The 14,087-nt window shown below is 60.2% G+C and carries 9 protein-coding genes; 3 read left to right on the top strand and 6 right to left on the bottom strand.

Features of this window, described 5'->3' with window-relative positions; genetic code table 11:
- Positions 1–99 precede the first annotated feature (99 nt).
- The 3 genes from ACR2R1_RS08670 to ACR2R1_RS08660 all read right to left on the bottom strand — a co-directional run bounded on the left by ACR2R1_RS08670 (position 100) and on the right by ACR2R1_RS08660 (position 5,218).
- Positions 100–897, bottom strand: a complete 798-nt coding sequence (locus ACR2R1_RS08670) for a TIGR04290 family methyltransferase (protein WP_077728872.1) — start codon at positions 895–897, stop codon at positions 100–102.
- A 10-nt stretch (positions 898–907) separates the two neighbouring features.
- Entirely contained in the window at positions 908–1,993 is a 1,086-nt protein-coding gene (locus ACR2R1_RS08665) for an inositol-3-phosphate synthase (RefSeq protein ID WP_077728873.1), read from the bottom strand.
- A 330-nt stretch (positions 1,994–2,323) separates the two neighbouring features.
- A complete protein-coding gene (locus tag ACR2R1_RS08660; RefSeq protein WP_434113625.1) occupies positions 2,324–5,218 on the bottom strand; it encodes a proline dehydrogenase family protein in 2,895 nt (964 codons plus the stop codon).
- A 176-nt stretch (positions 5,219–5,394) separates the two neighbouring features.
- On the opposite strand from ACR2R1_RS08660, the gene rocD reads away from it, so the two are divergent.
- Positions 5,395–7,494: an ornithine--oxo-acid transaminase gene (gene rocD / locus ACR2R1_RS08655; protein ID WP_434113622.1), complete on the top strand. Its 2,100-nt coding sequence runs from the start codon at positions 5,395–5,397 to the stop codon at positions 7,492–7,494.
- 56 nt (positions 7,495–7,550) lie between these two features.
- Positions 7,551–7,835: a hypothetical protein gene (locus ACR2R1_RS08650; RefSeq protein ID WP_086134550.1), complete on the top strand. Its 285-nt coding sequence runs from the start codon at positions 7,551–7,553 to the stop codon at positions 7,833–7,835.
- A 36-nt stretch (positions 7,836–7,871) separates the two neighbouring features.
- Here the strand turns inward: ACR2R1_RS08650 and ACR2R1_RS08645 are convergent, their stop codons facing one another.
- From ACR2R1_RS08645 to ACR2R1_RS08635, 3 genes are read right to left on the bottom strand one after another with little or no spacing between them, the layout of a single operon-like run.
- Positions 7,872–8,705 (bottom strand): carbohydrate ABC transporter permease, encoded by an 834-nt coding sequence (locus ACR2R1_RS08645; RefSeq protein WP_240507023.1) that lies wholly within the window; start codon positions 8,703–8,705, stop codon positions 7,872–7,874.
- A 2-nt stretch (positions 8,706–8,707) separates the two neighbouring features.
- Complete coding sequence (locus ACR2R1_RS08640) at positions 8,708–9,592, bottom strand: carbohydrate ABC transporter permease (protein WP_077728877.1); 885 nt, start codon at positions 9,590–9,592, stop codon at positions 8,708–8,710.
- On the bottom strand, positions 9,589–10,842 hold the full coding sequence (locus ACR2R1_RS08635) for a sugar ABC transporter substrate-binding protein (RefSeq protein WP_210023862.1): 1,254 nt from the start codon (positions 10,840–10,842) through the stop codon (positions 9,589–9,591). The genes ACR2R1_RS08640 and ACR2R1_RS08635 overlap by 4 nt, the downstream gene beginning before the upstream one ends.
- 974 nt (positions 10,843–11,816) lie before the next feature.
- On the opposite strand from ACR2R1_RS08635, the gene ACR2R1_RS08630 reads away from it, so the two are divergent.
- Positions 11,817–14,078, top strand: coding sequence for a TonB-dependent receptor family protein (locus tag ACR2R1_RS08630; RefSeq protein WP_077728878.1), 2,262 nt, complete (start codon positions 11,817–11,819; stop codon positions 14,076–14,078).
- The last annotated feature ends 9 nt before the right edge of the window (positions 14,079–14,087 follow it).

Raw genomic sequence — 14,087 nt, 5'->3', positions numbered from 1 at the left:
CATCCGCCAGGGACGGCCGACCGACGATTTTTCGCCGGCGACTTTTCGTAGGCTCGAAAGGTATACCGTTCCCGGCAAACCGCCAATGCTTATTCCGGCCTACGGTTTTCTCCCGCGACAGGGATAGACCGCCCGATGATCCCAGTCTTCCAGGTTCAGTTCGGTCCTGCGGCAGACGTAGACCTCCTCCTCCGGACGGTCGAGGATATCGAAGCCCGCGCTGCGCAGCATCGCTTCGGTGCCGGCGCGGTTGGGAATCCACCAGTTGGTGGGATCGCCGGAATAGCGGTGTTCTATGAAATGCATCCTGGGAAAACCTGGCCGGTCGAAGACATCCCGTTCCTCGAAGCCGTAGTCCCGTCCTACCGCCTCGATCTCCGGGCTGCCGCGCTGCATGGACTGGAACAGCAGCAGGTCGCGGGCGACGTGTTCGTGGATCAGGTCCAGCGCCAGCAAGGGGTGGCGCAGGTGATAGAACACGCCCATGAAGATCACCAGACCGAAGGTTTCGCCGAGGTCGGCGATGTCGTAGACGGACAGCCGGCGAAATTCGATGTCGAGCCCTTTGACCTCGGCCGCGAAGCGGGCCTGGGCCAGATAAGCCTCGTCCGAGTCGATGCCGACGACCCGCTCGGCACCGCGCTTTTTCATCTCGATGGCGTAGAAACCCGCGTTGCAGCCGATGTCGAGCACCGATCGGCCGCTCAAATCGGCGGGAAGCGCGTCGGCGAATTGCCGCCACTTGACGGCGGGATAATCTCCGAGGAAATGATCGGGAGCGGTATGTACGCCGTCGAGGTCGAGATTGTGGAACCATTCGCCGAGCTCGCGGACGCGCCGCTCGATGCGGTCGCGGGTCCAGACGGTGGTCCCGTCCGTTTCGGTGGGTTCGATCATGGCGACTCCGTCAACGCGGCGCCTTGCCGCGTATGAATGCCTCCGTACGGGCACGGGCTTCGGCATCGGTGAACTGTTCGGGCGGGGATTTCATGAACCAGGCGGCCGGTCCGATCAGCGCTCCGCCGATGCCCCGATCGAGCGCCAGCTTGACGCAGCGCACCGCATCGATGACCACGCCGGCGGAGTTGGGCGAATCCCAGACTTCCAGCTTGAGTTCGCCGTGCAGCGGCACGTTGCCGAAGGTCGTGCCTTCCAGCCGGATGTAGCAGAACTTGCGGTCGGTGAGCCAGGGCACGTAGTCGCTGGGGCCGACGTGGGCCTCGGCGTCGGACAGGGCATGGTCGAGCTGGCTGGTCACGGCGCGGGTCTTGGAGAGCTTCTTGGACTCCAGCCGTTCCCGTTCGAGCATATTCAAAAAGTCCGTGTTGCCGCCGAAATTGAGCTGATAGGTGCGGTCCAGCCGGACGCCGCGCTCGCGGAAGAGATTCGCCAGCACCCGGTGGACGATGGTGGCGCCCACCTGCGATTTGATGTCGTCGCCGATGAGAGGAAGGTTTTTTTCCTCGAAACGCTTGCGCCAGCGGAGGTTCGAGGCGATGAACACGGGAATGCAGTTGACCATGCCGCAGTCCGCTTCGAGAGCCTGCTCGGCATAGAACTCGGTAGCCTTTTGGGCGCCGACGGGAAGATAGGAGACGACCACGTCGGTGGCGGTATCGCGGAGCACCTGGGCAATATCTGAGGGCGGATCGGGCGATTCCTCGATGACTTCCCGGAGATACTTGCCGAGGCCGTCGAGCGTGATGCCGCGGCGGACTTCGACGCCGATTTCGGGAACTTCGCAGAACCGGTATGTGTTGTTCGGCTCCGCGAAAATGGCTTCGGACAGGTCCTTGCCGACCTTGCTCACATTGATGTCGAAGGCGGCGGAAAACTCGATATCGGAAATGTGATAGCCGCCGAGGTTGACGTGCATCAGGCCAGGGACGGCATCGCCGTTCTTCGCCTTGCGGTAGAACTCGACGCCCTGGACCAGCGAGGATGCACAATTGCCTACGCCGACGATGGCGATCCTTACCTTCTTGCGATGCATACTCTCTCCTTGAGCATGTCTGGCAGATCGGGAGCGGCCTACGAGACCGTCCGGTTATGGCCGCGGTTTCCTCCCTGGAATAGGCGCAGGGACGGCATTCATTGCCGGAAGCGCCGGAGGAAAGTAGATCCCGGTTCGAATATATTTTTCGAGATTAATTTTTGCAAGAAGTTTCGCGGCGTACGGCGGGTTTCACTCCGTTAACCCGCCCTACGAGCTGGGTAGGGCGGGTTAGGCCGACAGGCCGTAACCCGCCGTACGCCGCGAAAAGGCGGGTTACGCGAGTACGCTAACCCGCCCTACAACCTTCGTCGGGAACGGATTCCCGACCTACTCGATGTTTGGAACGAAACCGTGCCTCAGCGTGTTCTCGCTCACCACCCGAGTCCACAGAAACTGCTTGAGATAGTCGGGGCCGCCGGCCTGTACGCCGGTTCCCGAAAGCCGGGTGCCGCCGAAGGGCTGTACGCCGACGCGCGCGCCGGTGGTGCGGCGGTTGAGATACAAATTGCCGACGCGATACCGTTCCCGCGCGAGATCGAGATGTTCCGGAAGGCGCGAAAAAACGCCGCCGGTCAGAGCGTAGTCCGATTCCAGCGCCAGCGTGAGCGCGGCCTCGAAGGTGGGCGCGCGCAGCACGGCCAGCACGGGGCCGAAGATTTCCTCCCGCGCTAAACGGTGATGGGACTCGATGCCGGTGATTATGGCGGGCGGACAATAGAAACCGTCCGCGGGAACGCGTCCGAGATAATGAAGGCGACCCTCGGTCCGGCCGAGCTCGATATAGCTCATGGCCTTCTGCTGCGCATCGCGGGTGATCATCGGTCCGAAAAGAAATGCCGGATCTTCCGGCGGACCGTAGTCGTAGCTGTCGAGGGTTTCCGTCAGCCGTTTCACCAGCCGGTCGTGAACCCGGCCGACGGCGATGAGACGGGAGCAGGCCGAGCATTTCTGGCCCTGGTAGCCGAACGCGGAGTACAAGGTTTGGGCGACCGCTTCGTCCAGATCGGCGTCCTCGTCGACGATGATCGCGTTCTTGCCGCCCATTTCGCAGACCACCTGCTTGATGTACCGTTGCTCCGGCGCGAGCGTGTGCGCCTCCCGAAGAATCTCCAGGCCCACCGTCTTGGAGCCGGTAAATGCAATGACATGCACGTCCGGATGCTTGACCAGATACCGCCCGACCGTTGCGCCGCTCCCCGGCAGGAGCTGGCACACGCCGGGCGGAAAACCGGCCTGGTCGAGGACGGACTTGAATCCGTGGGCGACGAGATTGGCGGGTGTCGCCGGCTTCACGATAGCGGTATTGCCGGCGACCAGCGCCGCCGCGGTCATGCCGGTGAGAATCGCCAGAGGGAAATTCCAGGGCGGAATCACGGCGACGCCGCCGCGCGGCTCGTAGCGAAGATGATTCGGCTCGCCGGGAAAGCAGCGGGTGGGCCGCCAACCGGCCAGTTGCTCCATCCGGTAGGGGTAATAGCGCAAGTAGTCGACGGCTTCCGCCACGTCCGCGTCGGCCTCGCGCCAATTCTTTCCCGTTTCCAGAACCTGCCAGGCGGCCAGTTCGCCGCGGCGAGCGTCCATGATGTCCGCCGCCCGCCGGCACAGCGCGACCCGAGCGGCGGCGGGCGTGTCGCGCCAGCCGGGGAATGCGCGGTACGCATTGCGGACGGCGCGCTCGGCATGGGTGACATCGGCAACCGCCACATGTCCCAGAATCTCGGACGGTCGCGCCGGATTTCTCGATACTTCCAGCTCCGCGCCCTGCGGCGGAACGCCGGCCATGTCCAGCGGGTAGGTCGCGCCCAGTTTCGTACGCACCGCCGCCAGCGACCTTCGGAATTCCTGGCGAACCCGGTCGTGGCTGAAGTCCTTTAACGGGGCATTGAGAAAGGCGGGAGAAAGTGTTTCGGTTCCGGGTTCGTGCGGGTCGGGCGCCGCCAGAAGGTCGTCCAAATCGGCGCCTTCGACATAGGTTTGCCGCAGAATGGACGTGTTGGCGGTATTTTCCATCAAGCGCCGGATCAGATAGGCGATGCCCGGAATCAGCTCTCCCGTGGGGAGATAAACCCGGAGCGCGATGTCGGATGCGGCGACGGCGTGGCGCAAGGGCTCGGCCATGCCGTACAGCATCTGGACCTCCCAGTCGGCCGTGGAAAGACCTTGCCGGGACGCCGACGCGATGGAGTAGGCGAGACTCCGAAGATTATGGCTGCCCACGGCGGGATAGACAGCATCTGCATGCCGGAACAAGAGATCGAGCAGCGATTCGAACTGGGCGTCGGTAGCCGATTTGTCGAGAAACACCGGCACCGGCCAGTTGCGCTGCTCGGCGAGCGCAACTTCCGTGTCCCAGTACGCGCCTTTGACCAGACGCACGGAAATCCGGCGTTTTTCCCGCTCCGCCCAGTCGATCAGTTCTCGGAGATCGTCCGCGGTCTCCGGAAGATAAGCTTGCAGCGCGATGCCGGGATGCCAGCCGTCATCTCCCTCGCTTTCGACCAGGTCGCGGAACAGGCGGAGCGTCAAGGACTTGAGTTCGTAATGCTCCATGTCCACCGTCATGCCGGCTCCAAGTTCGCGAAGCTTGGCCACCAAGGGCTCCAGCCGGGCGAATACCCGGCGGCGCACGCCGGCGTAGTCGAGCGGATCGAAGTGGGCGGTCAGAGCCGAGAGCTTGACGGAGATATGAATCGGCGGATGTCCGAGCGGCAAGCGGTTCGCCGCCAGAAGGTCCAGCAGCGACAAGTATCGGCCCAGATAAATATCGCATTCCCTTTCGCTCAAGGCAGCTTCGCCCACGGCGTCGACGGTAACGGCCGCGGGTATCCGGGAGATGGTATCCAGCGCTCGGTTCAGGCGATCTTCTTGCTCCTCGACAACGAATTGACGCGCAAGGCGCGACACGGCGCGGCGCAGTGCAAAACCGCTGAAGGAATGGCCCCCCAGCTTGAACATGCGGCCCCACAGTCCCCGAAGCCGATCGGCATGAGGCGCCAGATAGTTCTGAAAATGGCGGGCCAGTTCCCGATCGGTTTCCAGTACCGGCAACACGTCGACGAATTGGAACAGCGCGGCGCGTAAGCCTTCGTCATGCATGGCCCGCATCAACACGCGCCCTCTCAGGCCCCGCGGGTCGAATAAGGACGGCGGCGACTCTCCGGCCAAACGGTAAAGGTTTTCGCCGATGTCGCGGACCCTTCGCTCGAAAGCCGTGTCGTTCATGACCCTACCTCAGAGTTGCCCAACGAATTCGGACCTCACCCGCGATGATAGTTCCATGGCGGAAGCCGCAGCGGGCGTCTCCGACAAGGAACAGAGTGCAGCAAATCGTCTCTAAGGGGAAGTGGCATGAGTGTGATAGATTGGAGGCTATTCCAATGCTTTCCGGATCATCTCTCATGGACGACAAAACCTTAAAACCGATACGACTGATCGGCGTGGCCTTCGACCGCGACGCCGAAACGGGGCCGGAATCCTTGCGCCTTCTGGGCTTGGATCGGAGGCTGAGGAGCCGGGGCGTTCCAGCCAACTGGCAAACGATTCTCCATCCGCACCGAATACTGGACAAGGTGCCCAAGGTGGCGGATCTCTGCGAACGAGCGGCACAGGAAACCGAGAGCGCCCTGAGAGCCGGCGAATTTTTCGCCGTATTGGGGGATGACCATTCTTGTGCCGTAGGCTCCTGGACTGGTGCGGCGGCGGCTTTGGCCGAACGAGGCCCTTTGGGGCTGATCTGGATCGACGCCCACATGGACAGCCATGTGCCGGAGACGAGCCCCAGCGGCGCATTGCACGGCATGCCTCTCGCGTGCCTCCTCGGTTTCGGCGAACCGTCTCTGGTGAATTTGGGCGGATTCGGCCCGAAGCTGTTTCCCCGGCATGTTTGCCTGATCGGCGTCCATAGCTTCGAGCCGGCCGAGCAAGCTTTGCTGGAAAGGCTCGGCGTCCGGATCTTCTATTTGGGCGAAGTCCTTCGGCGCGGCCTGAACAACGTCATGGAGGAAGCGTTGTCCATCGTCCAATCCGATACGGCCGGCTTCGGCGTCACCCTCGATCTCGACGCCATCGATCCGAAGGACGCGCCTGGGGTCACGACGCCGGTGGCGGGCGGCATTTCCGGCGAGGAAATGATCGGCGCTTTGGCCATGCTCCAGGGCAATCCGGGCTTTCTCGGCATCGAAATCGTGGAATTCGACCCGCCCCGCGATAGGAGCCGTGCCACGATCTATCTGGCCAGCGATCTCTTGCTGGCTGCCGTGGTTCCCGAGCGAACCGCGCGAGCGGAAGACGTTCTGAGCATCACCGAACGCTATGGCGCGCACAACTACGACACCTTGCCGGTGGTTTTGACCCGAGGCGAGGGCGTCTACCTTTGGGACGTCGAAGGGAAACGCTATCTGGACATGATGGGCGCCTATTCCGCCGCAAGCCATGGTCATGCCCATCCGCGCCTGGTCCGAACCTTGACCGAGCAGGCGAAGCGGCTGGCCATCACCTCGCGGGCCTTTCACAGCGACCGGCTCGCGCCTTTCCTCAAGAGGGCTTGCGAACTGACCGGACAGGACATGGCGCTGCCGATGAACACCGGCGCCGAAGGCGTGGAGACCGCGCTGAAAGCCGCCCGCAAGTGGGCGTATCAGGTCAAGGGCGTGGCTCCCGACAGCGCCGAAATCATCGCCTGTCGAGGCAATTTCCACGGGCGGACTATCGCGATCGTAGGTCTTTCATCCGAGCCCGGCTACCGCGAAGGCTTCGGGCCGTTTCCGCCGGGCTTGAAACTGATTCCGTACGGCGATTCCGCGGCCTTGGCCGATGCGATTACCGAGAACACGGCGGCGTTTCTGGTCGAGCCGGTCCAGGGAGAGGGCGGCATCGTCGTCCCGCCGGCGGGTTATCTCGCCGAATGCGCCCGGATTTGCCGGGAGCGGAAGGTTTTGCTGCTGTGCGACGAGGTTCAGACGGGGCTTGGCCGAACCGGCAAATTCCTGGCTTCCGAGCATGAAGGCGTGAAACCCGACGGCCTGATCCTCGGCAAGGCGTTGGGAGGCGGTTTGCTGCCGGTGTCGGCATTTCTGGCGAGCCGCGAGGTGATGGGCGTTTTCGGCCCGGGCCATCACGGCAGCACCTTCGGCGGCAATCCTCTGGCTGCGGCGGTCGGGCTGGAGGCGCTCAATGTGATCGTCGAGGAAGGGTTGGCCGAGCGCTCGGACGAGCTCGGCGCCCATTTTCTCGAAGGGCTGCGCGCTTTGAGGAGCCCTCTGATTCGCGAGGTCCGCGGCAAAGGTTTGTTCATTGGTCTGGAACTTAACTCAGGTTTCTCCGGCCGCGAGTTCTGTATGAGGCTGATGGAGCACGGGATTCTGACCCGCGAGACCCATCAAACCGTCATCCGATTCGCACCGCCTCTGGTCATCGAACGCAGGGAAGTCGAGTGGGCGGTGGAGACGCTCGAGACCGTCATTCGAGATCTGGAACGCAATTGTCCCGGCAAGGGGTAAAAGCATGCGGCTCCGGTCTTTGCGCTTTTTCCAATTCCACTTGGAAAACGGTGTTCATGGCCGATCAGTTCAGCGATGTCCACAATGCGGAAGGGCAGGTCAATCCCGATGGAACGCCCAGTCCGAGCGGGCAGTTCGGCAAGATCGAGGACTGCGCCATCGCCAAGCTCGCGGCCACGTATCGGATCAAGCCCTTGAACACCGACGTGTTCGTCAGCGTGAAAAACCTCTTCGACCAGAACTACATCGTTGATCGCACCCGCGGCATATCGCCGGGTTCGCCGAGACTGGTGCAGGCGGGATTCAAACTAGACTTCCGAGCCTTTCCTGACCGCTCTTAGCCGGTTTGACGCCGCACGAGGGCGTACGGCGCAAGGTCATTCCTTGACGCTTCCCAATACCAGTCCTTCGATGTAGTACTTCTGGAGGACGAGAAACAGAAGAATCACCGGCAGCACGGTGAGCACCGAGCCGGCCATCATCAGTTCGGCGTCTTGCACGTGTTCGCCTAGAAGATTGGCGAGAGCGACCGGCAGCGTGTAAAGATCGCTGTCGGTCAGGATGATGAGCGGCCACATGAAGTCGTTCCAGGTGCCCATGAAAGTGAAGATGGCCAGGGTGACCAGGATAGGCTTGCAGAGCGGCAGAACCAGGGTCCGGTAGATCCGGAATTCGCCAGCGCCGTCGATGCGGGCGGCATCCAGCAGGCTGTCCGGAATCGACAGGGCATACTGCCGGATCAGAAAAATGCCGAAAATGCTCGCCATGCCGGGTACGATCACGCCGCCGTAAGTATTCACCAGCCCCATCTCTTTAAGCATCAGGAACAAGGGCAGCATGGCGACCTGCGCCGGAATCACCATGGAGGCCAGAAGCAGACGAAACAGGCGGTCGCGTCCCTTGAACCGCAGCTTGGCGAAGGCGTAGCCCGCCATGGAATTGAGCAGCAGGGAGAGCACGGTGACCGATGTGGCGATCAGCGTGCTGTTCAGGAGATAGGCGGCGAGATTCAAGCGGGAGAACAGCATCCGGTAATGTTCCAGCGTCGGCGCTGCCGGCAGCAGCGGAGGCGGGAACCGGTTCGCCTCGGCCGAAGACATCAAGGACACGGAAACCATCCAGAACAGCGGGAACAGAGTCGCGATCACCGCCGCGATCAGCGCGAGGTGAAGCAGCAGTGTCTTGATCGGTTTTTCGGAAAATACGGCCACTGTCAGATTTCCCGTCGCCTCAATCTCAACTGCAACACTGTCCCCGTCAGAATGATGAGAAACAACGTGAAGGCCACCGCCGCCGCGTAGCCGAGATTCCACCAGCGAAAACCTTCCTGGAACATCAGGAGCGCCACGCTCAGGGTGCTGTTGGCGGGACCGCCCTGGGTCATCACGTAAGGTTCGGCGAAAAGCTGGAAGTAGCCGATCATCGTGATGACGGTGACGAAGACGAAGGTCGGCGCCAGCATGGGCAAGGTGATGTGGCGGAATTGGCGCCAGGTGCTCGCGCCGTCGATCACCGCGGCTTCGTACAAACGGACCGGAATGCTTTGCAGCCCGGCGATGAAGATGATCATGTTGAAGCCGAAATTCTTCCAGATCGCCATCAGGATGATGGCCGGCATGGCCCAGTCGGGGTCGCCCAGCCAGTCGACGGTATCGAGCCCGAGCAGTCCGAGCAGATAATTCAAGAAGCCGTAGCGGGGATGGTAGAGATAGCGCCAGACCACGGCTATCGCCACCAGGGTGGTGACGACCGGCAGGAACAGCAGCGAGCGGAACAGTCCCTTGAACCGGACCAGGCGGTGGTTGACCAAGAGCGCCGCGCCCAGCGACACGGCCACCGACAACGGGCCGCCTACAAGCACGAAATACAGGGTGTTCTTGAGCGCGGTCCAGAACAAGGGGTCGCCGAGCAACCGAAGATAGTTGTCGAGCGCCACAAAGCGCAGCCGTTCGTGGTCGCCGAGGGCGTAGATGTCGAAATCGGTAAAGCTGAGCAGCAGCGACGCCGCGACCGGCAGGAAAAAGAAGACGACGATCAGGATCAAGGCCGGCGCAAGGAACCAGAAGGCGGTATTCGCCGGTAACAGCGGGGTTTTCATGGCGCCCGTTTCCGCAACAGCCAGCGACGCTTTTCGAGAATCCGGTCTACGTCCTTGTCCAGGGCAGCTAAGGCTTGCTCCTCGGTCAATTCGCCGCGCACTGCTTTTTCCGTATAATGGGCGATTTTGCTGGCGATGCGTTCCCATTCGGGAATTTTCGGCGTGGACACCACCCGCTCCAACTGCGTCTTGAAGGCCTGCGTGCGAGTCGCTGTGGCCAGATCGGGGTGCAGCCAGGCGGAGCGGCGGGCGGGGAGGTCGCCGGTCAGACGGTAAAAGGCAAGCTGTTGTTCGGGTTCGGAGAGAAATTCGATCAGCTTCCAGGCTTGATCTTTACGGCTGGAACTTCGGGCGATCGCGAGACTGGCGCCGCCGGCCAGTGAAACGCCGGGATAACTCTCATCGGGAGCCGGCATCGGCGCGGTGGCCCACCGGCCTTGCATGGACTTCGGAAGCCGGTGTTCGAACTCGACGATATTCCAGGGCCCGGTGACATACATCGCGAAATAGCCGCTGGCGAATTCCTGATAAAGATTGGCGATCTGGGCTTCCGATACGGCGGGTGCATACCCCCGGCGGAAGATGTCGAGATAAAAACGAAAAGCCTGGCGAAAGGCATCGCTCCGGAAATTGCCGAACCGGGCCTCGTCGCGGAGCAGTTCTGACCCCATTTGCAGCGCGAGGATCACCGGGACCTGCCATTCGTTCATGGGCAAGAGCAGCCCGTAGCGGTCTCCACCGGGCAACGCCGCGATTGCCGCCATCGCCGCGAGCCATTCGTTCCAGGTCTTGGGCGGCGCCGAAAAACCGGCCTTGACCAGAATATCGGTACGGTAGAAGAGCAGGCGGGTATCGACATACCAAGGCAGACCGTGAAGCCGTCCGTCGATTTCGTTGGTTTCGATGATGCCCTCGAAATAATCCTCCCGTTGTTGGGCCGTCAGCCTATTGTCAAGACTGTCGACGGCTTTCAGAACGACGAATTCCGGAATCCAGGTATTGCCCAACTGAAAGACATCGGGCATCGCGTCGCCCGCATAGGCGGTCAACAGCTTTTCGTGAGCCGCGCTCCAGGGAATTTGCTGAACCTTGACTTGAAGTTCCGGATGGAGCCGCTCGAATTCGGGCATCAGAGACTGAACCACCTCGCCTTCTTGCCCCATGGCCCAGAATTCGAGAACGGTTTTTTCCCTGTCCCCACCGCACGCGCCAAGCAGGGCGGGCATCAACAAAAAACCGATCAGGCGCACGTAAGGTTTTCCGGCAGGTGTCGAGACACGGTATTCATTGTTTGTTTATTTATCGCGGGAAAACCCCCGGCTCTGCCGCAATGCCATTAAGTTAAGCCGTCATTCCGGCAGGGATTGCCGAAATCCAGTGCACAAGGAAGTGAGAGGCCTTTGCCGTCCTTGGCGTCTGGACCCCGGCATTCCCTGCCGGGGTGACGTCATTCGTCTTAACTTAACGGCAGTGCGGCTCTGTCGGGGGACTCGCAGAGTTTGACATTTCCGGGAGTCAGGTATTGTCCCAATTTCGCTGGGCCGTCATTCCAATCGCAAACGGGCGTTCTGGGAGCGCCAGAACGCCCCTTCCGGCAGGGATTGCTCACCCCGTCCTTGGGGTTCGTCCTTCGGACCGTGCTGCGCACGTCCAAATTTGCTCCGGGCAAATTTGTGCCGGACAAACCGGCAGGACAGCCGGTTTGCACGCATCGCGCCCGAAGGGTGCCGGGCAGGATCGCCCGGCATGAATCCAGTTCACAGGGATTGTGAATGGTCGAAACCATCCGTGGTCACTGGACCCCGGCACTCCAATCGCAAACGGGCCTTTAGTCGACCCCTTCCCTGCCGGGGTGACGACATGGCTTTTGCCCGATGGCGGTCAGGCCCCTTTGAGGGGCCAGCCGTCGAAAGCCACCGGCTTTGCCGGTGGATCGTTACTTTTAGAAAGCAGCCGATCGTCAATTTACCACAGCACCAGGCCCGCACGGCGAGACGGTTTGCCCCCGACAACTTGCCGAGTTTCGGCATAGCCCGCGCGTGTGCCGATTGAGGAACGAGGCCGGAAAAAGCCCCCTTCTCCGATCAGAGATTGATTTACTGTTCAACGTCGTAATAGTTCTCAAAAAGAGATTGATTATCATTAATCTTAGATATACAGTGAAGCCATGCCGTTTAAGCGAGTTTCTTAGCGCAGGCACTGATTAAAACCTTTGGGGGAAGGTATGTTGCTATCCAAGCGAATCGTTGGGCCATTGTCATTGGCCTGTCTTTCGGTGAACCTGGCGTCACAGGTTCAGGCAGATGATCAAGCTGCGCCACCGGCAAGCCTCGGCACGATCCAGGTCGTAGGCAGCGAGGAGCAAGCCAGGGATATGCCGGCTTCAGCGCAATACATCGACACTTCGGAAATTCGCGATCAAAGTTACAGCGACGTCAACCGCATTTTACGTCGCGTGCCCGGCGTCAACATCCGGGAGGAGGATGGTTTCGGATTATTTCCCAACATCAGTTTCCGCGGCGTCGACACGACCCGAAGTGCCAAGATTACCGTGATGGAAGACGGTGTCTTAACCGCGCCGGCACCTTATTCCGCACCCGCCGCATATTTTTCGCCCGCTGCCGGACGCATGAGCGGAATTGAAGTCTTGAAAGGCTCGAGTCAAATCAAATACGGTCCGCATATCACCGGCGGGGTGCTCAACTATTTGTCAACTCCGATTCCGGACAGCGGCAAGGCCTATCTGAAATTTCTCTACGGCAGTTATAACGAAGTCAGAACGCACGGTTTTGTTGGCGATACCTTGAGCACGGAAAACGGCCGTTTCGGTTACTTGGTAGAAGGCTTTTACCGCGGTTCGGACGGGTTCAAGACTATTGATGAAACACCCGATTTCCGCAATGGCGACGAAACCGGATTTCAACAGGTCGAGCCGATGGTGCGTTTGTCCTGGGAACCCAACACGGATATCTACCAAAAGCTCGAGGTCAAGTTCGGCTATTCGAATATGGATGCCGATGAAACCTATCTCGGCTTGAGCGACAACGATTTCAGGAAAGATCCTTATCGGCGGTATTCGGCCTCGCGCTTCGATAATATAGAAACCGAGCACTTTAGAGGATTTGCTCGTTATTTCATTTCTCCGACCGAGAATTTGGATATTGTCACGACGGCTTACTACAGCGAATTCAACAGGAATTGGCAAAAGTTGAACGATCTCAGGGGCGGGGTAACGGGCAATATGGATCTATCCGCCGCCCTGGCGGGCGCCAGGAACGGTCTGGGTCTCGACTGTTTGAAAGGGAACATCGCGTGTAATTTGAGAGTGCGTGACAACAACCGCAGTTATTATTTGGGCGGTGTTGAAACAGTTGCGAATTATCGTCTTGATTTAGGCGCCACACATCACGAGCTCAGTGGGGGATTCCGTTATCACGAGGACCAGGAAACCCGGTTTCAGCACGATACTCTCTATAACCAGGCGGCGGATGGAACGATTATCGGCAAGACCGTCGGTGCGCCGGGAAGCCAAGACGACAGAAAAGGCTTGACCAATGCTTATGCCTTTTTCCTGAAGGACCGCATCGAGTGGGGGAAATGGGGTTTTACTCCGGGTATCCGTTACGAGCACTTGTATCAGACATATAAGAACAACCTGTCGCCTGCGAATAACGGCAGCAGCTCTCTCGATATGTATGCCGGAGGCGCGAGTCTCGATTATCGTTTTAACGAAGACTTCATGATGTTCACTAGTGTTCATCGTGGGTTTTCGCCGCCAGGTCCCCAGGATGCCGTGGTTGACAAGCTTAAGGAAGAAACCAGTAACGCCTATGAACTCGGTGGACGCTATACCCACGGTGCGTTCTCCGCCGAAGTTATCGGATTTTATACGCAGTTCGAGAATTTATTGGTTATCGACAGCATAGGCGGCACCGGCAGCGATGCGAATCAAAACTTCGGCAAAGTCGACAGCCGCGGCGTCGAACTGGCTCTGAATTTCGATGCCGGCGACGCTTTCGCATGGGGTTTCCGCAATCCTTACTTTTTGTCATTCACTTATACCGACGCGGTGCAGCTGAACGATGCCGCCTCTACCAACCCGGAATCGATTTTCAGCTTCGGCAAGGAAGGCAACCGCGTACCCTATATTCCCGAGTACACGCTCAGCTTCGGCAGTGGCCTGCACTTCGACCATTGGGGGGTGGACGTCGTAGTTAACTATGTCGGCGAAACATACACCAGCGCGAGCAACACCAGCGAACAAGTCAACGGCGCAGGCCAACCGGATGCCCGCTTCGGCAAGACCGACGACTTTGTCCTTCTCGATATCTCCGGCTACTATCAACTCACCAAGGGCGTAAAGGTGTTGGCAGGCGTCCAGAATGCGACGGACGAGGAATACATCGTGTCACGACAGCCGCACGGTCCACGCCCCGGCATGCCTTTATTCGCCTACGGCGGCTTCGAGCTGGATTTCGACATTTAGAGCATTTTG

This window comes from Methylocaldum sp. GT1TLB (assembly GCF_051027445.1).
Lineage (GTDB): Bacteria > Pseudomonadota > Gammaproteobacteria > Methylococcales > Methylococcaceae > Methylocaldum.
This window is presented reverse-complemented; position numbering and strand designations above follow the sequence as displayed.

What these genes read in the sequence shown, in the direction of transcription:
- ACR2R1_RS08670 (WP_077728872.1), bottom strand. Translation starts at nt 897, where the DNA reads ATGATCGAACCCACCGAAACGGACGGGACCACCGTCTGGACCCGCGAC.
- ACR2R1_RS08665 (WP_077728873.1), bottom strand. Translation starts at nt 1,993, where the DNA reads ATGCATCGCAAGAAGGTAAGGATCGCCATCGTCGGCGTAGGCAATTGT.
- ACR2R1_RS08660 (WP_434113625.1), bottom strand. Translation starts at nt 5,218, where the DNA reads ATGAACGACACGGCTTTCGAGCGAAGGGTCCGCGACATCGGCGAAAAC.
- rocD (WP_434113622.1), top strand. Translation starts at nt 5,395, where the DNA reads ATGGACGACAAAACCTTAAAACCGATACGACTGATCGGCGTGGCCTTC.
- ACR2R1_RS08650 (WP_086134550.1), top strand. Translation starts at nt 7,551, where the DNA reads ATGGCCGATCAGTTCAGCGATGTCCACAATGCGGAAGGGCAGGTCAAT.
- ACR2R1_RS08640 (WP_077728877.1), bottom strand. Translation starts at nt 9,592, where the DNA reads ATGAAAACCCCGCTGTTACCGGCGAATACCGCCTTCTGGTTCCTTGCG.
- ACR2R1_RS08630 (WP_077728878.1), top strand. Translation starts at nt 11,817, where the DNA reads ATGTTGCTATCCAAGCGAATCGTTGGGCCATTGTCATTGGCCTGTCTT.